General features: G+C 40.9%; 26 protein-coding genes and 1 tRNA gene. 18 read left to right on the top strand and 9 right to left on the bottom strand.

The window, feature by feature from the left end:
* Positions 1-56: 56 nt before the first annotated feature.
* The 7 genes from PSR9079_RS05555 to lolB all read right to left on the bottom strand — a co-directional run bounded on the left by PSR9079_RS05555 (position 57) and on the right by lolB (position 5,399).
* Positions 57-133: transfer RNA gene (locus tag PSR9079_RS05555), tRNA-Met, on the bottom strand.
* Positions 134-411: 278 nt separating this feature from the next.
* Positions 412-1,503, bottom strand: coding sequence for a redox-regulated ATPase YchF (gene ychF, locus PSR9079_RS05550; protein ID WP_145240629.1), 1,092 nt, complete (start codon positions 1,501-1,503; stop codon positions 412-414).
* Between the two features lie 34 nt (positions 1,504-1,537).
* Positions 1,538-2,122 (bottom strand): aminoacyl-tRNA hydrolase, encoded by a 585-nt coding sequence (gene pth / locus PSR9079_RS05545; RefSeq protein ID WP_145240631.1) that lies wholly within the window; start codon positions 2,120-2,122, stop codon positions 1,538-1,540.
* Positions 2,123-2,139: 17 nt separating this feature from the next.
* A complete protein-coding gene (locus PSR9079_RS05540) occupies positions 2,140-2,745 on the bottom strand; it encodes a 50S ribosomal protein L25/general stress protein Ctc (RefSeq protein WP_145240633.1) in 606 nt (201 codons plus the stop codon).
* Positions 2,746-2,905: 160 nt separating this feature from the next.
* Positions 2,906-3,853 (bottom strand): ribose-phosphate pyrophosphokinase, encoded by a 948-nt coding sequence (locus PSR9079_RS05535; protein WP_149980715.1) that lies wholly within the window; start codon positions 3,851-3,853, stop codon positions 2,906-2,908.
* 99 nt (positions 3,854-3,952) lie between these two features.
* Positions 3,953-4,795 (bottom strand): 4-(cytidine 5'-diphospho)-2-C-methyl-D-erythritol kinase, encoded by an 843-nt coding sequence (gene ispE, locus PSR9079_RS05530; RefSeq protein WP_145240762.1) that lies wholly within the window; start codon positions 4,793-4,795, stop codon positions 3,953-3,955.
* A 16-nt stretch (positions 4,796-4,811) separates the two neighbouring features.
* The gene (gene lolB / locus PSR9079_RS05525) at positions 4,812-5,399 is read right to left on the bottom strand and encodes a lipoprotein insertase outer membrane protein LolB (protein ID WP_149980714.1); all 588 of its coding nucleotides are present in this window, start codon (positions 5,397-5,399) and stop codon (positions 4,812-4,814) included.
* A gap of 83 nt (positions 5,400-5,482) precedes the next feature.
* On the opposite strand from lolB, the gene hemA reads away from it, so the two are divergent.
* The 13 genes from hemA to PSR9079_RS05460 all read left to right on the top strand — a co-directional run bounded on the left by hemA (position 5,483) and on the right by PSR9079_RS05460 (position 17,545).
* Positions 5,483-6,739, top strand: coding sequence for a glutamyl-tRNA reductase (gene hemA, locus PSR9079_RS05520; RefSeq protein ID WP_179959146.1), 1,257 nt, complete (start codon positions 5,483-5,485; stop codon positions 6,737-6,739).
* Between the two features lie 7 nt (positions 6,740-6,746).
* Positions 6,747-7,832: a peptide chain release factor 1 gene (gene prfA / locus PSR9079_RS05515; RefSeq protein ID WP_145240641.1), complete on the top strand. Its 1,086-nt coding sequence runs from the start codon at positions 6,747-6,749 to the stop codon at positions 7,830-7,832.
* Positions 7,833-7,834: 2 nt separating this feature from the next.
* Positions 7,835-8,677: a peptide chain release factor N(5)-glutamine methyltransferase gene (gene prmC / locus PSR9079_RS05510; RefSeq protein WP_149980712.1), complete on the top strand. Its 843-nt coding sequence runs from the start codon at positions 7,835-7,837 to the stop codon at positions 8,675-8,677.
* Between the two features lie 50 nt (positions 8,678-8,727).
* Positions 8,728-10,269 carry a response regulator gene (locus tag PSR9079_RS05505; RefSeq protein ID WP_179959145.1) on the top strand — a complete coding sequence of 514 codons (1,542 nt, stop codon included), beginning with the start codon at positions 8,728-8,730 and terminating at the stop codon, positions 10,267-10,269.
* Between the two features lie 111 nt (positions 10,270-10,380).
* Positions 10,381-10,755 (top strand): SirB2 family protein, encoded by a 375-nt coding sequence (locus PSR9079_RS05500; RefSeq protein ID WP_149980711.1) that lies wholly within the window; start codon positions 10,381-10,383, stop codon positions 10,753-10,755.
* A 124-nt stretch (positions 10,756-10,879) separates the two neighbouring features.
* Positions 10,880-11,707, top strand: coding sequence for a tetratricopeptide repeat protein (locus tag PSR9079_RS05495; RefSeq protein ID WP_145240647.1), 828 nt, complete (start codon positions 10,880-10,882; stop codon positions 11,705-11,707).
* A gap of 16 nt (positions 11,708-11,723) precedes the next feature.
* Positions 11,724-12,977, top strand: coding sequence for a DUF819 family protein (locus PSR9079_RS05490; protein ID WP_145240649.1), 1,254 nt, complete (start codon positions 11,724-11,726; stop codon positions 12,975-12,977).
* 9 nt (positions 12,978-12,986) lie between these two features.
* On the top strand, positions 12,987-13,841 hold the full coding sequence (gene kdsA, locus PSR9079_RS05485; RefSeq protein ID WP_145240651.1) for a 3-deoxy-8-phosphooctulonate synthase: 855 nt from the start codon (positions 12,987-12,989) through the stop codon (positions 13,839-13,841).
* A 119-nt stretch (positions 13,842-13,960) separates the two neighbouring features.
* Complete coding sequence (locus PSR9079_RS05480) at positions 13,961-14,857, top strand: transcriptional regulator GcvA (RefSeq protein WP_145240653.1); 897 nt, start codon at positions 13,961-13,963, stop codon at positions 14,855-14,857.
* A gap of 1 nt (position 14,858) precedes the next feature.
* Positions 14,859-15,497, top strand: coding sequence for an alpha/beta family hydrolase (locus tag PSR9079_RS05475; RefSeq protein WP_149980710.1), 639 nt, complete (start codon positions 14,859-14,861; stop codon positions 15,495-15,497).
* 25 nt (positions 15,498-15,522) lie between these two features.
* Positions 15,523-15,891, top strand: coding sequence for a DUF423 domain-containing protein (locus PSR9079_RS05470; protein WP_179959144.1), 369 nt, complete (start codon positions 15,523-15,525; stop codon positions 15,889-15,891).
* A 38-nt stretch (positions 15,892-15,929) separates the two neighbouring features.
* Positions 15,930-17,015 (top strand): 23S rRNA (cytidine(2498)-2'-O)-methyltransferase RlmM, encoded by a 1,086-nt coding sequence (gene rlmM / locus PSR9079_RS05465; protein WP_145240657.1) that lies wholly within the window; start codon positions 15,930-15,932, stop codon positions 17,013-17,015.
* Between the two features lie 176 nt (positions 17,016-17,191).
* Positions 17,192-17,545, top strand: a complete 354-nt coding sequence (locus tag PSR9079_RS05460) for a YkgJ family cysteine cluster protein (protein WP_145240659.1) — start codon at positions 17,192-17,194, stop codon at positions 17,543-17,545.
* Positions 17,546-17,603: 58 nt separating this feature from the next.
* Here the strand turns inward: PSR9079_RS05460 and cysZ are convergent, their stop codons facing one another.
* Positions 17,604-18,314, bottom strand: a complete 711-nt coding sequence (gene cysZ / locus PSR9079_RS05455; protein WP_220493073.1) for a sulfate transporter CysZ — start codon at positions 18,312-18,314, stop codon at positions 17,604-17,606.
* 275 nt (positions 18,315-18,589) lie between these two features.
* Between cysZ and PSR9079_RS05450 the strand changes: the two genes are divergently transcribed.
* Complete coding sequence (locus tag PSR9079_RS05450; RefSeq protein WP_246175491.1) at positions 18,590-19,063, top strand: nuclear transport factor 2 family protein; 474 nt, start codon at positions 18,590-18,592, stop codon at positions 19,061-19,063.
* A gap of 102 nt (positions 19,064-19,165) precedes the next feature.
* Complete coding sequence (locus PSR9079_RS05445) at positions 19,166-19,786, top strand: sulfotransferase (RefSeq protein ID WP_179959143.1); 621 nt, start codon at positions 19,166-19,168, stop codon at positions 19,784-19,786.
* Here the strand turns inward: PSR9079_RS05445 and PSR9079_RS05440 are convergent.
* The gene (locus PSR9079_RS05440) at positions 19,777-21,168 is read right to left on the bottom strand and encodes a hypothetical protein (protein ID WP_149980709.1); all 1,392 of its coding nucleotides are present in this window, start codon (positions 21,166-21,168) and stop codon (positions 19,777-19,779) included. The genes PSR9079_RS05445 and PSR9079_RS05440 overlap by 10 nt on opposite strands.
* A gap of 298 nt (positions 21,169-21,466) precedes the next feature.
* Here PSR9079_RS05440 and PSR9079_RS05435 point away from each other — a divergent pair, with 298 nt between their 5' ends.
* The 3 genes from PSR9079_RS05435 to speB all read left to right on the top strand — a co-directional run bounded on the left by PSR9079_RS05435 (position 21,467) and on the right by speB (position 25,124).
* Positions 21,467-21,928 carry a GNAT family N-acetyltransferase gene (locus PSR9079_RS05435; RefSeq protein WP_149980708.1) on the top strand — a complete coding sequence of 154 codons (462 nt, stop codon included), beginning with the start codon at positions 21,467-21,469 and terminating at the stop codon, positions 21,926-21,928.
* 357 nt (positions 21,929-22,285) lie between these two features.
* Positions 22,286-24,199, top strand: a complete 1,914-nt coding sequence (gene speA / locus PSR9079_RS05430; RefSeq protein WP_149980707.1) for a biosynthetic arginine decarboxylase — start codon at positions 22,286-22,288, stop codon at positions 24,197-24,199.
* A gap of 1 nt (position 24,200) precedes the next feature.
* Positions 24,201-25,124, top strand: coding sequence for an agmatinase (speB, locus tag PSR9079_RS05425; protein WP_149980706.1), 924 nt, complete (start codon positions 24,201-24,203; stop codon positions 25,122-25,124).
* Positions 25,125-25,191: the final 67 nt, after the last annotated feature.

The following is a 25,191-nucleotide window of genomic DNA, read 5'->3' as shown; positions in this document are numbered from 1 at the left end:
GTGTAATAAAACACTAGGTAGTTATTTTAAACTCTTCATTGAGCAACAAAAAATAATGGTGGCTAAGACGGGATTTGAACCTGTGACCCCATCATTATGAGTGATGTGCTCTAACCAGCTGAGCTACTTAGCCATCTTTTTTGTTAGCACTTCATCGCTGAGTGCGGGGCGTATTATGCTGATATGACCCAAATCCGTCAACACCTTTTTTGCAAAAAAACACGTATCTTGGTTTGTTTGCGGGAAAAATAGGCTAACAGGCTAAATTTTAATAAAAATGGTGTTTTTTTAACTGCTTTATTGTGACTTATTCACAACAGCTGATATTTAATGATAGTGCAAAAATAAAAAAGGCTCGTAAAAACGAGCCTTTAAAAATCACTAAAGGTGATAGGTCACACTGGGATGGTGTTAAACATTGAACAAGAAGTTCATTACATCGCCATCTTTAACTATGTATTCTTTGCCTTCTTGGCGCATCTTACCTGCTTCTTTTGCACCACTTTCACCTTTATAGGCGATGTAGTCATCAAAAGCGATGGTCTGTGCACGGATAAAGCCACGCTCAAAGTCAGTGTGGATTTTACCTGCAGCTTGTGGCGCAGTTGCACCTACTGGGATTGTCCATGCACGTACTTCTTTTACACCTGCAGTAAAGTAGGTTTGTAAATGAAGTAACTCATAACCACCACGGATCACTAGATTCAAACCTGGCTCATCCAGACCAAGATCGGCCATAAACTCAAGTTTATCTTCTTCATCTAGTTCCGAAAGCTCAGATTCAATCGCGGCACATACAGGCACAACAACAGCATCTTCAGCAGCAGCAATTTCACGTACACGGTCAAGATATGGGTTATTTTCAAAACCATCTTCAGCTACGTTAGCAATGTACATAGTTGGTTTGATTGTTAAGAAGTTAACAGAGCTAATAGCCGCTTTTTCTTCTTTAGTTAATGCTAAAGAACGTAAAGTTAAGCCTTCATCAAGGTGTACTTTTACTTTTTCAAGTACGGCATTTTGTTCTTTTGCGTCTTTATCGCCACCTTTGGCTTTTTTCGCGTTACGGAAAAGGGCTTTTTCAGCGCTATCCATATCAGCAAGTACTAACTCGGTGTTGATCACATCAATATCATCAGCAGGATCAATGGTACCTGCAACGTGAATGATGTTGTCATCTTCAAAGCAGCGCACTACGTGGCCAATTGCATCGGTTTCACGAATGTTAGCTAAAAACTGGTTACCAAGACCTTCCCCTTTCGATGCGCCTTTTACAAGACCCGCAATATCCACAAATTCCATACTCGTTGTAAGAATACGTTGCGGTTTTACAATCTTTGCAAGTTCGTCTAGACGAGGATCTGGCACCGGTACCACGCCCGTATTTGGCTCGATGGTACAAAAAGGAAAGTTAGCGGCTTCAATACCCGCTTTGGTTAATGCATTGAAAAGTGTTGATTTACCAACATTAGGCAAACCGACGATGCCACATTTGAAACCCATAGTTAAGATACCTTGTTTAGATCCGCTTAACCAATTATGGCTTAAACGAATGTAGTCTGTTTTGTGCTTTTAACACACCGTCTTTTGCAAGTATTTCCATACAACGAACTGCTTCATCTACTGCGGCATCCATTTTCTCTTGGTCTTCTTTGGCTGCTTTTCCAAGCACCCATCCGGTCACCATTTCACGGTGTCCTGGATGACCTATGCCAACGCGCAAACGCATGAAATCTTTTTGATTTGCCATCTTTGCAATAATGTCTTTTAAACCATTATGGCCACCGTGTCCGCCACCTTTTTTTAATTTGGCAACACCGGGTTCTAAATCCATTTCGTCATGGGCAACTAGAATGCTCTCAACAGGAATTTTGAAAAAGTTGGCTAAACTACCGACAGCTTTACCACTTAAATTCATATAAGTAGTAGGGATCAGTAATTTGAATTCTTGACCTTGGATGATCACTTTGCCGGTAAGGCCGTGATACTTAGGATCGTGTTTTAGCGTACAGTTGTAGCGTGCAGCGAGTTGCTCGATGAACCAAGCACCTGCATTGTGGCGTGTGTTTGCGTATTCGGGGCCTGGATTAGCCAGGCCCACAAGCATTTGAATAGAATTCAAGGTGCAAACCTTAAAATTTATTCTGCAGCTTCGTCTTCAACTGGCGCAGCTTTGTTAGCTTTGATAGTTACGATAGACTGGTCGTGATCAGCACCTTTCGCTAAATCAACAGATGAAACACCTGCTGGAAGTTTAACGTCAGAGATGTGTATTGAGTCACCAGCAACTAGGCCAGCTACGTCAACTTCTACGAATTCAGGAAGTGACTTAGGAAGACACGTGATTTCGATTTCTGTTAATTGGTGAACTACAGTGTTACCCGCTTTAGTTACCGCTTCTTCACCGATGAAGTGAACTGGTACTTTAGTGTTAAGTTTGTGAGTAGCATCTACACGTTGGAAATCAAGGTGAGTGATTTTAGGCTTGAACGGGTGACGTTGGATATCTTTAAGGATAGCTTCAACTTTTTCACCAGCGATATCAAGAGTAAGGATGTGAGTGTAAAAACCTTCACTTTCTTGTGCTTTGATAATATCTTTGTGTTCAAAAGTAAGTGATGCAGCTTCTTTGTCAGCACCGTAAAGTATCGCAGGGATTTTATCTTCACGACGTAGGCGGCGGCTCGCACCTGTACCCGTAGCTGTGCGTAATTCTGCATTAAATGTATAAGTTTCGTTAGACATGATGTCTCCAATAATTAAATAGTGTAGGGCCTTTGCGACCAAGGTCCCTAGCCAAAAGGCGCGCTATCATACCACTGCGACTAATTAAAAGAAACACGATACATAAAAAAAGCGCCAACGAGGCGCTTTATTACATCAGGATATTTTAACTAAACCAAGTTTAGTGTTCAAACATCGCTGAAATAGATTCTTCATTGCTGATACGGCGAATTGTTTCAGCTAACATGTCTGCAAGTGTTAACACTTTAATTTTATCAATTGCTTTTAATTCAGCAGACAGTGGAATTGAGTCAGTTACAATCACTTCATCAATTACTGAGTTACGAATGTTTTCTACTGCTTGGCCAGAAAGTACAGGGTGAGTAGCGTAAGCGAATACTCGCTTAGCACCATGTTCTTTAAGTGCTTCAGCTGCTTTACATAAGGTACCGCCAGTATCGATCATATCATCAACGATGATACAGTCACGGCCTTCAACGTCACCAATAATATGCATTACTTGAGAAACATTCGCTTGTGGGCGACGCTTATCAATAATGGCAAGATCGGTATCGTTTAATAACTTAGCAATAGCACGGGCACGAACTACACCGCCGATATCAGGTGATACAACAACAACATCATCAAATTGACGCTCTTTCATATCTTCAAGTAGCACTGGGCTACCGAACACATTATCAACTGGTACATCAAAGAAGCCTTGGATTTGCTCAGCGTGTAAATCAACCGTTAGAACTCGGTCAACACCTACACTTGATAAGAAATCGGCAACAACTTTTGCTGTGATTGGTACGCGAGCAGAGCGCACGCGGCGATCTTGACGTGCATAACCAAAATAAGGAATGACGGCTGTTATACGACCTGCAGATGCACGACGTAAGGCATCAACCATTACAATAAGCTCCATCAAGTTATCGTTAGTAGGGGCACAGGTTGATTGCACAATAAAAACATCCGAGCCACGAACATTTTCGTTAATTTGAACACTGATCTCACCGTCGCTAAAACGGCCAACAACAGCATCGCCAACTTCAATATATAAACGTTTTGCAACTTTTTGAGCTAACTCAGGTGTTGCGTTACCAGCGAAGAGCTTCATGTCAGGCACGGTAGGGTTCCTCAGGCACTGAATTTTTGGACTAATAAGCGATAAAAAAGTATAGCTTATTAACTTAAACTTTATTTACTTGTACGTTACTTCATTGCTTCAATGTATAGCGTCCAACTGCGTATGAGCAGGAGAGATATTAACGCTGCTGGCAATAAAACCGTCCCAGTTATGGGGGAGATTTTCAAGAACATGTTGCGCTTCTTTTTGCGTGGCAAATTCAACAAAACAGCATGAACCTGTGCCAGTCATCTTCGACGGAGCGTATTTTAGCAACCACTGGAGGGTCTTTTCAACCTCAGGGCAGAGCTTTTTAACTAAAGGCTCGCAATCGTTGGCTAATGTTTGTTGCTGCCAGTGGCCTTTTAGCTTCGGTGTATTGCGTTTTAAATCTGGGTGAGTAAAAATTTTCGCGGTGCTGACATGTTCACTTGGATGCACTACACAATACCATTTTGATGGCAGCTCTACATTTACTAACTTCTCGCCAATGCCTTGAGCTAGGGCGCTTTTGCCGTTAATGAACACCGGCACATCTGCGCCTAACTGCACGCCAAGCGCTGCTAATTCAGACAGTGATAACTGGCATTGCCATAATTTATTAAGCGCTAAAAGTGTGCTGGCCGCATCTGAAGAACCACCACCAACGCCGCCTCCCATGGGTAATATTTTAGTTAAATTTATTTTTGCGCCAAAAAGGGAATTTGTGTGTTTTTGTAATAAAACGGCTGCTTTATAGATCAAATTATCTTTTAGGGGGATATCGGTGGTGTCACCAGTGACTTCAATTTCAGTTGTTTCAGTCAAAGTAAATGTGAGTTGATCGCCATAATTTAAAAAAGTAAATAAGGTTTCCAGTTCATGATAGCCATCTTCACGACGGCCATTAATGTGTAAAAATAAATTGAGCTTGGCAGGAGCCAATAACGAAAATGAAGTCATAGTGCGCGTAGTCATGTTAGTTAAAGTGCCACTCGTAAAGTTGAATTTTTATTTTAATATCTTGGTGTTTTAACGTGAGCTTTTTAGGTAACCAAAATCCGGCGTATTGTTGGTAATCAGCGTAGCTTATTTGCCATTGATCGCCATCGGGTGCGTGCCAAGTTACATTTTTTGCTCGGCCTAGTTCATCAACTTGCAAACTTGGATCGTCAACAGTGCCTTTTAACCAATTATCGGCGCTGTCCATCGGTATATTAAAACCAGTGAGCCTAGCAAGCAGGCGCGATGCATTAATGTCATGGTAAATGTGATCATCGTATTCAAGTTCAGCGCCGTTAGTATTTTGTGTTAATGCTAAAACACGGGTACCGATAAAACTAGTTAAAATAAGTTGGTTTAACTGTTCTTGTTGTTGCCAATTTAAGTTTGCTGATTGGCGTTCATCTGGACTAATAAAAGCCAGTTTTCCTTCAACTTGCCAATTGGTTTGTTGTGATAATTGCGACTTCCAATCGTCATAAAGAGCTGTTTGAGGGCTAATTTGCTGCGCACAACCACTTAAAAATAAAAAAAATATGAGTAAAATCAAATATAGTCGAATCAAATGTCGTTCCTTACTTTCCATATTCCGCTGATTTTTGGTAAAATTATCGTCTTTCGAGCACGGCTTAGCAATATTTGGCACATATGACCATAGTAGCACTTGGTATTAATCATAAAACCGCATCTGTAGAATTACGCGAAAAGGTTGCCTTTTCGCCTGAGCAATTGTCAGAAGCATTACAGCAACTGAGCGATCACGATCAGTTTAATGAAGCGGTTATTGTGTCCACATGTAACCGAACAGAAATCTATTGTAGCCTCGCTCAGCAAAATTCCCAAATACTGTTGCAATGGTTAGCTAGTTTCCACGGTTTGGATGAATACGAACTGAGCAGTAATGTATATTGTCATCAAGATAATGATGCTATCAATCATTTAATGCGTGTGTCATGTGGCCTAGATTCTTTGGTGCTAGGTGAACCGCAAATTCTTGGTCAAATAAAGCAAGCTTATAATAGCGCCAAAAATCACAATTCGGTGAGTGTGGTATTTGACCGGTTATTTCAAAAAACCTTTTCGGTAGCAAAACAAGTAAGAACGGAAACCGATATAGGCGCCAGTGCGGTGTCTGTTGCTTATGCTGCGGTTAATTTAGCTAAACATATATATGGCAAGTTAGATAAAACCAAAGTGCTATTAATTGGTGCCGGGGAAACAATTGAGCTGGTAGCGAAACATCTATATCAAAATGAACCACAGCAGATCACCGTGGCGAATCGCACCATAGAGCGTGCACGCCTACTGGCAGAAGATGTTAATGCCGACGTTATTGCGTTAGCGCAGTTACCTGAACGCTTACATCAGGCGGATATAGTGATCAGTTCGACAGCAAGTACTTTGCCAATTATTGGTAAAGGGGTAGTTGAACAAGCGCTAAAACAACGTCGTAATAAGCCAATGTTATTTATTGATATTGCAGTACCGCGCGATATTGAAAGCCAAGTTGGTGAATTAGATGCGGCCTATTTGTATTCGGTTGATGACTTACAGGCAATAGTAAGCGAAAATATCGCTTCAAGAGAACAAGCCGCCGATGAAGCGCAAGTGATTATTACCCAGCGCTGTGCGGAATTTGTGATGTGGATGCGTTCACTCGACTCTGTCGATCTGATCCGCTCTTATCGCCAAGATGTACACGATATTAAGTCTGAGCTGGTTGATAAGGCAATAAGCCAATTAAACACCGGTAAAGACGCAGAAAAAATTATTTTAGAGCTGGCCAACAAGTTAACCAACCGCCTAATGCACGCGCCTACCCGTGCAATTCAAGATGCGGCTAAAAAAGGTGAAGTTGCTCAGTTAAGCCAATTAAAGAAAATGTTAGGTATTGAGCAGGAATAGCAGTTACATGAAAGAGTCCGTTTATCGTAAGTTAGAAACCTTAGTAGAGCGTTATGAAGAAGTACAAGCGCTGCTAAGTGATCCGTCAGTTATTAGCGACCAAAATCGTTTTCGTGCGCTTTCAAAAGAATATTCTGAGTTGGAAGAAATTGTTAAAGCATTTTTAGGCTATCAGCAAACACAAGATGATGTTGCTACAGCAGAAGAAATGCTAAAGGATTCGGATCCTGATATGCGTGAGATGGCGCAAGAAGAATACAAAGAAGCCAAAGCGCAAATCCTTGCTATCGAAGATCAAATACAAGTGTTGATGCTACCAAAAGATCCGCGCGACAATAATAATGTGTTTTTAGAAGTACGTGCCGGCACGGGGGGCGATGAAGCAGCCATTTTTGCTGGTGATTTATTCCGTATGTATACCCGTTATGCTGAAACTAAAAAGTGGAAAGTAGAGATTGTGAGCACCAATGAAGGTGAGCACGGTGGTTACAAAGAAGTCATTGCTAACATTAGTGGTGAAGGCGTGTACGGGCAATTGAAGTTTGAATCTGGTGCTCACCGGGTACAACGTGTGCCAGAAACTGAATCGCAAGGACGAGTACATACCTCTGCGTGTACTGTTGCGGTAATGGCTGAAGTGCCAGAAGCTGAAGCGATTCAAATTAATACCGCTGATATTAAAGTTGATACGTTCCGTGCCTCAGGTGCCGGTGGTCAGCACGTTAATAAAACTGACTCGGCAATTCGTATTACCCACTTACCAACAGGTGTCGTGGTTGAGTGTCAAGATGAACGTTCACAGCATAAAAATCGCGCGAAAGCGATGTCAGTGCTTGCTGCACGTCTACAACAAGCGGAAGATGAAAAACGCCACGCGGCTGAAGCATCAGAGCGTCGTAACTTAGTCGGTAGCGGTGACCGTTCGGAACGTATTCGTACTTATAACTATCCGCAAGGACGTATTACAGATCACCGTATCAATCTCACTTTATACCGTTTAAATGAGGTAGTTGCCGGCGACTTAGGTTGTGTGATTGAGCCGCTAATGCAAGAGCATCAGGCTGATTTACTAGCCGCTATGGGTGATGAGTAATCGTGACCGACACGATTGAAAGTGCTGTTTCGCGTGCTACTTTGCTGCTGCAAAGTAGCAGCGATAGTGCTAAATTAGACGCTCAAGTATTATTGCTCGACGTATTACAAAAACCACGTAGCTACTTATTTAGCTGGCCAGAACAAAAGTTAACACCGCAACAACAACAGCTATTTGAAAGTTATTGTCAACGTCGCTTAACAGGTGAGCCAGTTGCTCATATAACGGGCACGCGTGAATTTTGGAGTTTGCCACTGCAGGTTAATCCCACTACGCTGATCCCTCGCCCAGATACCGAAACACTGGTTGAATATACGCTCAGTTTGCCTTTACCTGTGGCCGCTAAAGTGCTTGATTTAGGCACTGGGACTGGTGCAATTGCGCTTGCACTTGCCAGCGAAATGCCACTTTGGCAAATCACAGGGGTTGATAGGGTTGCTGATGCTGTAGCGCTTGCGAATACAAATAAGCAGCGGTTAGGCTTTATTAATGTAGACTTTGTGCAAAGTGATTGGTTTAGCCAAGTTACAGCACAACAGTTTGATCTAATAGTTAGTAATCCGCCGTATATTGAATATGATGATATTCACTTAAATCAAGGTGACGTTCGTTTTGAACCTCTTTCTGCGTTAGTTGCCGATGATGACGGTATGGCTGATATAAAGTATATTATTACTCAAGCACGCAATTTTTTAACGTCAAATGGTTACCTTGTTATTGAGCATGGATATCAACAAAGTACTAAAGTGCATAGTTTTTTTGCACAAATGGCGTATACAAATATACTTACAGTTAAAGATTTAGCAAATAACGATCGTGTAACGCTCGCACAGTGGCCGGGATAATTATAACAATTACAGTGCGAGAGCAAAATAAACGCCTTTGAGGACTCAGTATGATGGATGATTTTTTGTTTTCGGATGAACCACAAGATGTAGAAAGTGAAGTAGTTAAGGGGACATGGAAAGTCATCATTGTTGATGATGAGCCTGAAGTTCATGCTGTCACGAAACTGGCATTGAGTGATTTTGAGTTTCAAGACAAGCGTTTAGAGTTTATTAGTGCATACTCAGGGGCTGAGGCTAAAGTACAAATAGATAATAATCCCGATGCTGCAATTGTACTGCTTGATGTGGTGATGGAAACCGACGATGCAGGTTTGAAAGTCGCACAATATATTCGTGAAGTCGCTAAAAATAATCATATCCGTATTATCCTTCGTACTGGTCAACCCGGCCAAGCGCCAGAGCGCCAAGTTATTGTTAATTATGATATCAATGACTACAAATCAAAAACTGAACTTACCGCACAAAAACTATTTACTGTAGTGATGTCGAGCTTACGTTCTTATCGCGATATTTTATCGATTGAACAATCTCGTCAAGGGCTTGAAAAAATCATTAAAGCATCTCGAGATATTTTTTCAGCGCACTCACTTGATCATTTCATTGAAGGGGTGATGCAACAATTAACATCGTTGCTCGGCACTGTTGATCAAGCAATGTACGCCACCAGTTTAGTGGCAGGTAACCCACAAGATAATCAGCATAAATTAGTGGTATTTTCTGGGCGAGGCGATTTTGAACGCAGCGAAGGTAAAGCAATTGAAGAGGTATTAAATACCGAGCAGCTATCAGCATGTAAACAAGCATTTAGAGATAAAAACATTGTTTATAAAGACAATTATTTGTTTGCATACTGTTGCAGCGAACATAATCATAATTCAATGCTTTTTATATCCGGTATTCCACACGACTTATCGGATACACAGCGCCATTTGATTGAAATATTTTCGCAAAATGTACAGTTAGCGTATGAGAATGTGCAATTACAATCCGAGGTCGAAGCAACTCAGCAAGAATTAGTGCTTCGTTTAAGCGAAGCTCTGGAGCAGCGTTCAACCGAAACGGGCAATCATGTTAAGCGGGTTTCGCATATATGTCATACTTTAGCACTGGCGTATGGTTTATCGAAACGTGAGGCTGACTTAGTTCGTTTAGCGTCGCCACTTCATGATGTTGGAAAAGTGGGTATTCCTGATGCTATTTTAAATAAGCCGGGTAAATTGACCTCCGAAGAGTGGGACATCATGAAAACGCACACTCAAAAAGGTTACCTCATCTTACAAGATTCTCGTCGTGAAATCGTTAATGCAGGTGCTCAAATTGCACGTGATCACCATGAAAAATGGGATGGTTCAGGTTACCCACAAGGGATCCAAGGAGAAGACATTCATATTTTTGGCCGTATAGTGGCGATTGCCGATGTGTATGATGCGCTGCGCCATAAACGCTGTTACAAAGAAGCGTGGACGCTTGATGATGTCGTTAATGAAATCAATCAGCAAAAAGGCAAACACTTTGAGCCTAAACTGGTCGATGCATTTAACGACAACCTAGCGGAGCTTGAAGAAATTTTAATGCGTTTTCCAGATTAAAAAATAATACCCAGTGCATTGAACTGGTGAGTTATTTAACGCATTAGAATAGGCATGTTTAACAACATTGGTACAATTTCTTTTTTAACATTAATGAGTAGTTAGGGGCATATGGATTATTTAGCAGTCAAACACACACACATGGCAATTGCAGTTTTAAGCATTGTTCTATTTTATGTACGTTCATTTTCTCGCCTCGGCAGTGGTGCAATCGCTAAAAATAAATTGGTATTTATTGGTAGTCACGCAACCGATACGTTTTTACTTATTTCAGCCTTCGCGCTGATGGCTATTGCAAAAATTAATCCACTAGAACAAACCTGGCTGCTTGAAAAGATTATTCTTGTAGTGGCGTATATTGCACTGGGTATTATTGCCAGTAAACAGCAAAAAACCAGTATAAAAATTGTGTTTTTAGTTGTTACGACTGTGGTCATTGCCTTCATTGGTAAGCTAGCGGTTGCCAAAACAGCGTTTATTTTGTAACTAAAGGTGTTCAAAGGCTGCACTAAACAGTCTTTGAACGTTAATCTAACGTGCTACGTTGGTATCTGTGTAAAAAAATAGGTAAACTAGTCATTCATTTTCTATTAAAGATGTTGCCGTATTAATGACCACCCCTTGGTTTGAAGATCAAAATGAATCCTATCAAGATGAGGCTTTTGACACATTCGTTCCCCAAGCGTTGTATCGTTGTATAAGCGCTGAAGCGAAGTGGGATCCTCAAGCTGATTTAAGTGATAGCTTTGCCACACTGAGCGACTTTGAAAATCAAGTCACCGAACTATGCCAACAATACCCTGATATTCACGAACGGTTTGATGCGTTAGTTGATATGTTTTTTACTCAGTGGTTATTTAGCGTATCCAGTTTAAAAGTCCCAGAATACACCTTAAATAGCTTTAGCTATATGCTGAGTATGCGCAGTGGTTCTGAAACAACACTGGGTATTTTATTATGCCATTTGCTGAACCATGCTGGTTTTGATGCAAATGTAACGATTAATAATAGTGAAATAAATGTCCATGTCGCTATTAGCGATGAGGAAGGTTATTTACTTGAGCCGAGTTCAGGTCAACAAAGTTGGTATATTATTCCTGAAAACGCCAGTGAAGAAAATGGTGATGAGCAAGAGCCGCTTGAGCTCATTTTTGACGAAGAAGTGTATAAGCTTTATCTAGCACAACAAAAGTGGGCCTTTATTAGCAGTAATAAATTTGGTCATGCTTTGAGCTGTGTTGAGATGCTGATGGAGCTAATAGGCGATGATCCGTACGAAAGACGGGACAGAGGCTATTTACTTAACCAGCTTGATTGTCCGAAAATGGCACGTGACGACTTACAATTTTTTATCGATGAGTGTCCAGATGATCCTGCAATTGATATTATTCAGCATCAACTTGAAGAACTCGAAGATAATCACAAAACTCACCATTAACTTTTAAGGAATTTACATGGCTGACGCCCATACTGCCCTGATCACCAATGACGCGGTTGTCTTTGGTTTATTAGCAGTAATATTAGGCTTTATTTTTAAAACATCGAACAGTCAAAATAGCGCACTGAAAAAGTTTTACAAATATGTCCCAGCATTATTACTGTGCTATTTTTTACCTTCACTATTGAATACTTTTGGCATTGTTGATGGTCATTCATCTAATGTGTACTTTGTAGCATCACGTTACTTGCTTCCTGCGTGCTTAATTTTACTGACCATTAGTATTGATTTACGTGCCATTATTAATCTTGGCCCGAAAGCATTAATTATGTTTTTAACCGGTACTGCAGGTATTGTGATCGGCGGCCCGTTGGCCATTTTGATCATGAGCGCAGTGTATCCAGAAGCAGTCGGTGGTCATGGCCCCGATGCAGTATGGCGTGGCATGACCACGATTGCTGGAAGCTGGATTGGTGGTGGTGCAAACCAAGCATCGATGAAAGAAATGTTTGAAGTTGGCGGAGATATATTCTCAGCAATGGTTACGGTAGATGTGATTGTCGCCAATTTATGGATGGCAGTATTACTGTTAATGGCTGCCAACCATAAAGCCATTGATGCGAAAACAGGCGCGGATACTAGCGCGATTGAAGAGTTAAAAAATCGCGTTGAAAAATACCAAGCCGAGCACGCACGTCTGCCAACACTCAATGATTATATGCTGATCATTGCAATTGCATTTGGTATTACCGGTCTGGCGCATTTTTGTGCAGACTTTTTAGGACCTTACTTTGGCGCTAACTTTCCATGGGCACAAGAATATAGCTTAAACAGTAAGTTCTTTTGGTTAATTGTTATTTCGACGACCATAGGTATTGCATTGTCGTTTACTAAAGTACGTCATATTGAAGCCTTTGGCGCATCTAAAGTAGCCTCCAGCTTTTTATATATTTTAGTGGCATCAATTGGCCTTCATATGAATATTACGGCTATATTTGAATCACCTATGTATTTCGTTATTGGCTTAATTTGGATGCTTACCCATGCCAGTTTAATGTTAATTGTGGCAAAAATAATTAAAGCGCCGCTATTTTATATGGCCGTTGGCTCACAAGCGAATGTGGGCGGTGCGGCATCGGCACCAGTGGTTGCTTCGGCATTTCACCCATCGCTTGCGCCAGTTGGGGTATTATTAGCCGTTCTGGGCTATGGCGTAGGCACGTATATGGCATATATTTGTGGTTTAATGATGCAAGCAGTTGCACCTTAAGGAATAAAAATGAACAACCATTTAATTAAAATTAATGATATTGAACTGGCAAACGAAAAACCGTTTGTATTGTTCGGTGGCATGAATGTACTTGAGTCCCGTGATTTAGCAATGCGTATCGCCGAGCATTATGTAGAAGTGACCACTAAGCTTAATATTCCTTATGTGTTTAAAGCGTCATTCGATAAAGCAAACCGTTCATCAATTAATTCATACCGTGGTCCAGGCATGGAAGAAGGCTTAAGGATTTTTGAAGAAATCAAAAAAACGTTTAATGTTCCTTTGATCACTGACGTCCATGAGCCGCATCAAGCAGCGCCTGTGGCAGAAGTGGTTGATGTGATCCAATTACCAGCATTTTTGGCGCGCCAAACAGATTTAGTAGTCGCAATGGCGAAAACGGGCGCAATTATTAATGTTAAAAAGCCACAATTTTTAGCCCCGCACGAAATGCGCCACATCATTACTAAATTTAATGAAGCGGGTAATAACAATGTTGTATTGTGCGAGCGTGGCTCAAGCTTTGGTTATAACAACTTAGTCGTTGATATGCTGGGTATGGATGACATGAAACCAATGGCTCCGGTTATTTTTGATGCCACTCATGCTTTACAACGTCCAGGTGGGCGCAGTGATTCTGCCGATGGTCGTCGTGCACAAGCGGCAGAGCTTGCTCGCAGTGGCATGGCATTAGGGTTAGCGGGTTTATTTATTGAAGCGCACCCTAATCCTAATGAAGCGAAATGTGATGGCCCATGTGCACTTGCATTAAGTAAGTTGGAAGGTTATTTAAGTCAAATGAAAGCCGTGGATGATTTAGTTAAAAGCTTTGGCCCATTGGATACCAGCGCCAGCGACTTGTAATCGCAAAGCGTGATAAGAAAAGCGACGAAAGTCGCTTTTTTTATGTCTTGAATATACACTTCCTTGGCATGTGTATATAATCTTATCCATAAGAAAAACTAATTCTAAGTTTGATCACTATGTCTCGACGTGTTCCGCCACTAAACGCATTAAAAGCATTTGAAGCTGCTGCTCGCCATTTGAGTTTTACTAAAGCGGCTGAAGAGTTATACGTCACACAGGCGGCGGTAAGTCATCAAATAAAAACTTTAGAAGAGCATCTTGGCTTAAAACTATTTTTGCGAAAAAACCGTTCTTTATTACTCACCGAAGAAGGCCAAGGTTACTTTTTAGATATTAAAGAAATATTTACTCAGCTAATTGATGCTACCGAAAAGCTATTAGCCCGTGGTGCAAAAGGCTCATTAACCGTGAGTTTAACGCCCAGCTTTGCTATTCAATGGTTAGTGCCACGCTTGAGCTTATTTAACGAACTGCACCCTGAGATAGATGTACGAATAAAAGCCCAAGATCAAGACGAAAACTCACTCACCGATGATGTTGATGTGGCTATTTATTATGGCCGTGGTCATTGGAGTGGCGTGCAAACGCATAAACTGCATACCGAATACTTAGTGCCTTTGTGTAGTCCTATGCTATTAACAGGGCCAAAGCCGCTGGATCAGCCAAGTGATTTGGCAAACCATACTTTATTACACGATACCACCCGTAAGAACTGGAAAACGTGGATGAAAACCGCCGGTGTTCGTAATGTGCAAGTAAACCAAGGACCTATATTTAGCCACTCATCAATGGTGTTGCAAGCAGCAGTGCATGGTCAAGGTGTTGCTATTGGTAACAGTGTGCTTGCTAAACCTGATATTGATGCAGGACGTTTAGTTATTCCGTTTAACCACAGTTTAGAAAGTAAAAATGCGTACTATTTAGTAAGTCGTGAAACGCAATCTGAATTAGGCAAAATAGTATCGTTTAAGCAGTGGATGCTGAGTTTAGTCGAACAAGAGCAAGAGTATTAATATGACTATCGAATGGATTAAAAGTGACCAACAACCCGCTTTGGCACAATTTATTTTTGCCCATGGTGCTGGAGCCGCTAGTGATTCAGGATTTATGCAGAAAATGGCAAGCTTGCTGGCAGAGCAAGGTATTGATGTTGGCTTATTTGACTTTGAATATATGCAAATAGCCAAGCAAACCAATAAGCGTCGCCCGCCAGATCGTGCGCCTAAATTACTGCAATACTTTGAGCATATATTAACCTTTGTACAGCCAAGCTTACCGTTATTTATTGGTGGCAAGTCAATGGGCGGGCGGATGGCATCAATGCTTGTCAGTGAAGAGCGAGTAACAATGCCAACAATTTCAGGCGTATTGGCATTTGGCTATCCATTTCATCCACCAGGCAAGCCTGATAAATTACGCATTGATCATTTTGGTAAAATACCATGCCCGTTTATGGTGCTCCAAGGCGAGCGCGATACATTTGGTACCCGTGACGAATTAACACAGCTACAACTGGATAAACGCCCAGAGTTTGTGTGGCTAGCTGATGGCGATCATTCCTTAAAACCACGCAAACGCAGTGGCTTTACAGAGTTAGGTAATGTGCAAACTGCCGCTGAGCACGCGGCTAGTTTTATTAAACAGCATATTTAAAGGCATCTTTAGCAGGAAAAAAATCATGATTAAACTATTTTTAATGACTGGCAGTTTATTTTGCATGCTATCAGTGGTGTTGGGCGCCTTTGCGGCTCATGGTTTAAAAAGCCGTGTTTCTGAATATGCTATTGGCGTATTTAAAACTGCGGCAGAGTATCAGATGGTGCATGGCCTTGCGTTAATTGCGATTGCCATTTTAATAAAATGGGGAATTAATCTCACATCGGCTGGTTGGTTTATTATTGCTGGTATTTTGTTGTTTAGTGGCAGTTTATATTTATTAGCAATCACCGGTTATAAGTGGCTTGGCCCCATCACACCCGTTGGTGGTTTATGTTTTATTATTGGTTGGACTATTTTATTAGTGCAAGTAGCACGGTTTAAATTTTAATAGAGAATATCGCTCAAAAGAGCAATTAAAGGGTTTTTATGTCAAGTGTAGTGATTTACTGCCGTAGTGGTTTTGAAAATGATGCCGCTGCAGAAATAACATTTCATGCCGCAGAGCAAGGTTTTGCTGGGTATGTAAAAGCAAAGCCAAATACCGGCTATGTTATTTACGAATGTTTTGAAGCGCAGCATAGTGATGAAATCATCAAAAAGGTTGATTTCAAAAATATGGTATTTGCCCGTCAGTGGTTTGCCGGCACTTTACTTGAAAACATGCCCGTCGAAGACCGTGTTGGCGAAATAGTAAAAGCAGCGGTCGATTTTCCACTTTGCTCAGAGCTACGGGTAGAAACACCCGATACCAATGAAGGCAAGGAGCTGTTAACTTTCTGCAAAAAAATCTCTACCCCACTTAAAAAGGCTTTAGAGAAACAAAACACCGTGTTACGCGAACCTAAAGCCAATCGCCCCGTAATGCACATCATGTTTTTAACTAATAACACCGCGTTTGTTGGTCATTCATATAGTTATAATAATTCCCCATTTTTTATGGGAATATTACGACTAAGAATGCCAAGTGATGCACCGAGTCGCTCGACCTTAAAACTGGATGAAGCGTTTAATGTGTTTATTGCGGAAAAAGATCGTGAAGCGCGAGTTCAAGCCGGTATGCGCAGTGTTGACTTAGGTGCCTGCCCAGGTGGTTGGACGTATCAACTAGTGCGTCGCGGTATGTTTGTTAGCGCCATTGATAACGGCCCAATGAATGATGATTTAATGCAAACAGGTCAAGTTAAGCACTTCCGTGTTGATGGTTTTAAATACCGCCCTGAGAAAAGAAATATTACTTGGTTAGTATGCGATATGGTAGAAAAACCAACCAAAGTAACCAGTCTTATGATTGATTGGGCGGTCAACGCATACGCGAAAGAACTTATCTTTAACTTAAAGCTGCCAATGAAAAAGCGCTTTGACAGTGTGTATGAGTGCTTAACGATGATCAAAGAAGAGCTTAATAAATACGGTATAAGCTATGAATTACAAGCTAAGCATCTTTATCACGATAGGGAAGAAGTAACTGTTCATTTGAACGTCACTAAAGTGCCACAAAGTCTATATAGTTAATAAGCTTGCAAAGTTTAGATATATAAAAGCACAGCATTAGCTGTGCTTTTACGTTATGGCGTAAGTCTGCACTAACATAGCATTGCAAGTTACAGCATATAACGCGTAATATAGGGGTTATGGAGAATTAGTTAAGTTGCGGCATGAGTGCACTGCATTATAAAAGGTAAATATAAATGTACAAAAACCAAAAAGTAATCTTGCGATTACGCGCTAACATTCCATCGTTTGAATGTGTTGAAGGTTGCCATGATTGCTGCGGTCCAGTGACAACATCATCTGAAGAAATGTCGCGATTACCGGTAAAAAGCGATGCAGAGCACGAAGCGGCATTAAATGAATTTAATTGTGTACACTTAGGTCCAAAGGGATGCACTGTATATGATGAACGGCCATTAATTTGTCGTTTGTTTGGCACAACTCCAAGGATGCCATGCCCAAATGATCGCGCTCCAGAGCAGCCAGTTGATCCTAAAATTGAGCGCGAAGTGCATCATTTCATTGCTAATACACGGCAAGTTTTAGTGTAAATAGTGCTGCAAATAGGGGACTTAATAATGGCTTATATTGTCGTCCCCTCTGAGCGTTTTATTCGCGGTAGTTAGGGCGGTATTGATCAACCCATAAGCGAGTTGCGCCGCACACAGCGACAGGCATAACAATTAAATTCACGATAGGAATGGCTGTAAGCAACAATACTGCTAAGCCGAATCCATACGAGAGAGTTTGTTTTTGTTTTAAGTCTTCTTTCATTTCTTTAAAGCAAATTTTGTGATTATCAAACGGATAATCTTTGTATTGCACGGCATACATCCAACAGGTAAACATCACCCATAACACTTGGCCGATAACAGGTAATATCCATAGTAAGATAAAAAAGCCAATGGCACGTGGTAGGTAATAGCACAACTTGGTCCACTCACGGCCAAGCATTCGTGGCACATCTTTCACTATCTCCGCTAAGCCATCATCATTAATTTTTTGACCGGTTAAATACAGCTCTACTTTTTCACTGAGTAAGCCGTTAAAGGGCGCGGCAATGAAATTAGTGATCACCGAAAACAGCATACTGTAGCTAAATAAAATCACTAATACTGCAATAGGCCACATCAGCCACTCCAGCCAACTTAACCACGTTGGTAATAGATCATTTAAATAAGCAAACCCATCGGTAAGCCAGCCATATAAAAAGAATAATGAGCTACCAAAAAGCACGATATTGATTAATAAAGGAATAAATACAAATCGCTTCAAGCCTTTTTGGGTAATTAATTTGAAGCCCGAAAAAAAATATTCCATACCTTGTGTAAACTGCACGCTAAAACCTCTGATCATATCGACATTGCCCTCAGTATAAATTGCTCAGATATTTTGAACAGTATTTTTGCGTAACAAAGTGTTTAATATCTAATGAGCAATAGAGTGTATGGTCTAAAAAGCATTATCTTTATATTGATAGAAAAATCGGAGTTACTGATTGAATCGCAACAAACACTGGGATATGGTTTATATATCAACAATAATAAATTAAACGAGAGATGTTATCGGCTCGTTTATTACGCAGGAAGCTTTAAATGACTATGAAAAAGTTATATCTGTTTGCATTGTTACTAATGCCGCTGGTAAGTCAGGCTGATGTTACTGATTTGCAAAGTAAAATGATGCGTTTAGATACAGGACTTTTTGATTCTTTTAATCATTGTAATAACCCAGTACAACTTGCTAAGCACGCGAGCTACTTCGCGGAAGGTGTTGAGTTTTATCATGATAACGGTGGAGTTACCTGGGATCGCAATTCCATGATAGCTAATACTAAACAATATGCATGTGGCAAGTATACGCGGGAGTTGGTCAGCGGCACGTTTGAAGTGTTTACCATTAAAGATTTTGGTGTGATGACCAAAGGAACTCACATATTTTGTCAAAATGGCGGCAATAAATGTGACGGTAAAGCTGATTTTGTGATGCTTTGGCATGACTTAGGCGACAAATTAGAAATTACTCGAGTATTGAGTTATGGGCACCGTAGTAATATGGATAATAAATAAGGGAGCTTGCGGTTAAACTACCGCTTAACTTTGTTGTTGCTCTGTGGGTGATGCTGTCATTTAGGTATATACTAACGGCCTTTTAAAAATGAGTGACGTTAGATGTCTAAGATATTTATTATCGGTCTGCCTCGAACCGGCACCACGAGCATCAGTGTTGCGTTGTTAGAAATGGGCTTGTTGGTTGCGCATACCGCGTTTACTAAAAAAGCGTTTGAAATAGCTGATGCTATATCTGACGCACCGTGTTTTAGTGACTATATGCATTTAGACGGGTTATTTCCTGGTGCTAAGTTTATTTATTTAAACCGAGACCTAAAAGCATGGTTGCCATCCATCACGATGCTGCTTGAAAAAATGGCGCCACATCTTGATCTTAAAACAGGGCACTTTAGCCCGGTTCTAAAGCGCAGCTTTCATCAAACGTTTCCCTCTATTTACCCGTTGAGTGAGCGCGAGTTAGCCGATTGTTATACTAAACATCAGCAGGCGGTATTTAAGTATTTTAAAGATCGTGATGATTTTTTATCGCTTGATGTGAGCGAACCTGGCGGCCTGTTGAAGCTAAAACAGTTTTTGGGAATGTCGCCAGAGGGCGATACTGACTTTGCGAAATTAAATGTTGGCCGTAATGTGGCAAACTGGCGTGAGTATAAACACCCTAATAAGGTGAATGCCAACTTAGCCGGAGCAGAGCACCGTAAGTTCTTTAATTACGGTTGATTTTCAGCTGATTGTGGCTCTTCACTATCTACTGAACTACGAATGTTGCCACTGCTGTAAAAGGTAAGATCACCGATTAATTCAGGAACTAGTCGCTCGCTATTATAATCATAAATTTTATTCATTTGTGTTACGTGAAATGCGCCTTCTATCCGAGCAATATTATTTATTGCCCATGCCTCAACTGAATCTGAGCGAGTAAACTGCTCGGGCATTTTTTCTTTATCATCAAGTAGTGTTTGCCATAATTCGTTTTGGATCTGTGCGGGACTCCCTGTGAATTGCTCTAGCGCATCGTTTATCCAGCCCATGCCAATGTCGTTATAGGCGTTTAGGATATTGTTATAAAGCTCACGTCTATTAGAGTCAGAGCTAATATTATCTTGCTGTGCAACAAACTTACCATTATCCATTTGGTAATACTGCTTATTGGCTTGATAATTAGTTTGCTGTGCAAGGTAACTAAATAAGTTAGGTTCTTGGTCTTTATCAACTTCATTGAGCATTGCCAATACATCATCCGTTTGATGGTTTTTAACTAAGCTCATCATGTCGATGATACCACTGCTTTGTGTAAGTGTACTGTCAGATAAGTGGTCATTTAACTGCATAAGTTGATCTTCGCTGAGGTTTTTTTCTATTAATAAATTGGTGTAATCATTTGCCAATTCATATTTTGCACTGTTAGCCTTATAGTTTGATTTAAACCAGTTTATGGTTTCAGGCATACTGATCATTTCGACTCTTTCATTACCATGCTCATTTTCACCTAATGGTGACATCGGCTTCTTATAATCATTCCCTTGTTGTAATAATTTATCCATTGTTGCAAGAGTACTGCTCAAGGCATCATCTGACAGTTTGCTTAAAGATGAAATTAACTGTGCACTGCTGTTGTTGTTTTCTGTGCCAAAGTGATAACTAGATGTTGTAACAACAAATTGACTAAATACAGCAAGCTCTTCATCACTCATTTTTTGCACCAAATCAAGTAGTTCTTGTGTTGGTTTTAGGTGTTGGAACATAAATTTATGTTCACCTTCAAGCCGGTCTACTTGATTTAAAAAAGCATTTATATCATCGGGATCTGTAAAGTCACCATAGCGATAGGTCGGCTCTTTAATCGGTTCACCTATGTTAATGTTGGTGCTAGAGGTGACTCTATAACGGTTCATACCAATGTAAGAAGAGGGGGTGTAATCTTGATTAAGTTGGCGGCCTTTAAATGGATTATCAAGGGGTGTACTTGCTGCGTCTTCGAGTGTTGAAAGGTGATCTTGTGGTTCGACAAGAGAAGCGGCGGCTTTAAACTCCGTGGCGCGATTAGCCGACACCGTTTGCAAAGCTATTTGCTGCGCTTGACCAAGATTGGGGAGTTTCATTGTTATTCCTTTAACGTTAACTTAGTTATTTATCGACGCAGGGCGTTAAAACTTTAGTCGTTAATCTATTTTTTAACCCGTACTTTTATAAAAGGCGCTAACGTTTAACACCACAGCAAACTATTATTTTGACGTGCTTGCTACTTTTTAGAAAATAGCTAAGTGTTGTTATTTTGACATACGACAAAGTTGTGACTAATAAGATAGCAAATAAATGAAAAATCCAAAGTTCTGGGTTGTTCATTTGCAACAATTCGGTATAGTTTGTTATCAAACAATAAATATAATTAGAGCTTTTATGCAGTTAGTCGACTTAACCCCTGATGATCCGGATGTGATTAATGTTTTTTCTGATATCGATAGGCTTATAAATTCTCTGTACCCAGTAGCCACGGCACAATCGCTGTCGGTGAGTGAGCTTGGTCAAGCTAATGTTTACGCCATTGGCTTAAAAAGCGAGGAGGGTATTGTTGCATGTGGTGCGATTGTCAGACAGTTTGACACAGTACCTTATGGTGAAATTCGCCGTCTGTATGTCAAACCAAGTCATCGTGGTAAAGGCTTGTCTCGGCGTATAATGCAAATTTTATTGCATCATGCTGGCGAAGAAGAGATCCCTTTGATCCGGTTAGAAACAGGCCCGAAACAGGCTGAATCGATTAGTCTGTATGAAAATTTAGGTTTTCAACGCTGTACAAGTTTTGGTAATTATACCGATAATCCACATAGCTTGTTTATGGAGTTAGGGCTCAGTCAATAAGGCTAATTAGTGGCTAGAAACTGCCTACGCTTTGTGTTTTAGTTTTTGCGTACTTCATCGATTTAATCTCCTACACAACTACGGCTTATACACGGATATAAGTCGTAAATGGCCTTGGTCAGCGCCACTTTTATCATTGAGAGTCACGTTTTCGGCTAACTTTTTTATATATATTCCCTTTTAAGCCTTCTATTTTTTATACTAAATACGCCAGTGCCCAACAAATAAAAGGGCCGTTGTTATCGACACTAAAACTCACTCGTTACGAGCAAAAATACTTGTTGGACTTGATAAGCTATTTTTCTTTTAATGCGCGCAACAGCCGCAAGGCATTCATCAAATAAAAGAGAAAGATAAATGAAAGAGACAACATCACTAGAACAAGCTCGCACGAGTTACAATGTTCGTCATTGGAGCCAAGGTTTTTTTGGTATTAATGATCAAGGTGATGTGTATGTTGCGCCCAAGGCTGATGCCCCAGAGCAAACCATCGCACTTATTGATATTGCAAAACAACTTGAAGATAAAGGCTTGAGTTTACCTGCGTTGGTTCGTTTTCCACAAATTTTGCATCACCGCGTGCACAGCTTATGTGCTGCATTTAATACTGCGATTGAAAGCTATGGTTATCCAAAAGATTACTTGCTTGTTTATCCAATTAAAGTAAACCAACAGCGCGAAGTGGTCGAAGAAATTGTGGCAAGCCAAGCGAACGTAGAAAAGAAACAACTTGGTTTAGAGGCGGGCAGCAAGCCTGAGCTATTAACAGTATTGGCATTAGCTGAAAAAACCAGTGCAGTGATTGTCTGTAATGGCTACAAAGACAAAGAATATGTTCGCTTAGCATTAATTGGCGAAAAGTTAGGCCATAAAGTGTACATCGTACTTGAGAAACTCTCTGAGCTGGACATGGTACTTAGCCAAGCTAAAGAGCTGAACGTAAAACCGCGTATTGGTATTCGCGTGCGCTTAGCGTCGCAGGGTAAAGGAAAATGGCAAGCTAGCGGCGGTGAAAAATCAAAATTTGGTTTATCCGCTTCACAAGTATTACATGTTGTTAATCGTTTAAAAGAGACTGATCAACTTGATTTAGTTCAGTTGGTACATTTTCACTTAGGCTCGCAAATGGCGAACATTCGCGATGTGCGTTTAGGTGTTAGCGAAGCGGCGCGTTTTTATTGTGAACTACGCAAACTCGGTGCACAAATTGAATGTTTAGATGTCGGTGGTGGTTTAGCGGTTGATTACGACGGCACTCGGAGCCAGTCTCACAACTCGATGAACTATAGCTTAGCTGAGTATGCAAATAATATTGTCTACACCATTGGTGATATTTGTAAGCAGTACGAGCAACCATTCCCGACTATTATTTCTGAGTCTGGACGTGCATTAACAGCGCATCATGCTGTGCTTATCTCCAATGTAATTGGCACTGAAAGCTATGAGCCGGAAGAAATTCAGGCGCCAACAGATGACGCGCCATTATTATTAAACAATATGTGGACATCATGGCAACAATTACATGTGCTGACAGACGACCGTGCATTAATTGAGATATATCATGATAGCCAAGGTGATTTAGCTGAAGCACATAACCAGTTTGCGATGGGATTATTAGATTTAACTCAACGCGCCTGGGCTGAGCAAATAAATTTACGTGTGTGTTATGAGCTTAATAAACACATGGATAACAAAAACCGTTTTCATCGCCCGATAATAGATGAACTTAATGCCCGTTTGGCGGATAAGTTTTTTGTTAATTTCTCATTGTTTCAGTCATTGCCTGATGCGTGGGGGATCGACCAAGTGTTTCCGGTACTGCCATTAAGTGGCTTAACTGAGGCACCACAAAGACGCGCAGTATTGTTAGATATTACCTGTGACTCTGACGGTGCACTAGATCACTATGTAGATGGGCAAGGCATTGAGAGCACCTTACCTGTGCCGGCATTTAGTGCTGAAAAACCCTATTTAATGGGCTTTTTCTTAGTGGGTGCATACCAAGAAATTTTAGGTGACATGCATAACCTATTTGGCGACACCCACAGTGCAATGGTACACATGGATGAGCAAGGCGACGCAAGCATTGTAGAAATAAACCAAGGTGACACTGTAGCTGACATGATGCGCTATGTTCACCTTGATGTAGAAGGTTTTCAATCATCGTACGCACAGCTGGTGGCTGCAAAATTACCAGCAGACGAGCAGCAAAGTGTACTTGATGAATTGCAAGCAGGTTTAGACGGTTATACTTATTTAGAAGAGCTTTAATATGACCACTTTGTTTGATCATCCAGATCACTCATTGTATTCCAATGGCATGACGTTTTTACGTCAGCCAATGGTACAAAATATTACTGACATCAATGCTGATGTTGTGGTGTTAGGTTTGCCATTTGATATGGCAACCTCAGGACGTCCAGGTGCGCGTTTAGGCCCTGATGCGATTCGTCGTGCATCAGTGCATTTAGCATGGGAAGAAACAAAATACCCATGGACGTTCAAATTGTTCGAACGCCTAAAACTGGCTGATGCTGGAGATTTTACTTACCCTGTCGGTGACGCTGAATACTTTACCGCTAAGCTTGAACAAGCTGCTGCGGGTATTTTAAGCCAAGGTAAAGCAATTTTAGGTTTAGGGGGCGATCACTTTGTAACTTTACCGTTGTTACGTGCGCACGCTAAGCGCTTTGGTAAAATGGCGTTGGTGCATTTTGATGCCCATACTGATACTTATAGCAATGGCTCACGCTACGACCACGGCACCATGTTTTACCATGCGCCGATAGAAGGGCTGATTGATGTTGATCATAGTATCCAAATTGGTATTCGTACTGATTTTGATCAAAGCAAACACGAGTTTGCAGTGATTGATGGGATGGCGGCCAATGATTTATCGGCGCAAACGATTGCTGAGCAGATTAAAGCGAGAGTAGGTGATTTACCAGTGTATATCACTTTTGACATTGATTGCTTAGATCCGGCGTTTGCCCCTGGTACTGGAACACCGGTATGTGGTGGATTAACATCAGATAAAGTACTTAAGATATTACGTGCCCTTAAAGGCATTAATATGATTGGTATGGATGTTGTTGAAGTATCACCTTCGTACGACCAAAGTGAGCTTACTGCGATTGCCGCAGCCACCATTGCCAGTGAGCTACTGCATTTGTGGACCTATAAAAATAAATACTGAGCAATAGCTCCAGTAGTAATCCCTCAAAACGTGCTTTAGGCACGTTTTTTATTTACCAGATCCTTAT

The organism is Pseudoalteromonas rhizosphaerae (assembly GCF_902498845.1).
GTDB classification, from domain to species: Bacteria; Pseudomonadota; Gammaproteobacteria; order Enterobacterales; family Alteromonadaceae; genus Pseudoalteromonas; species Pseudoalteromonas rhizosphaerae.
This window is presented reverse-complemented; position numbering and strand designations above follow the sequence as displayed.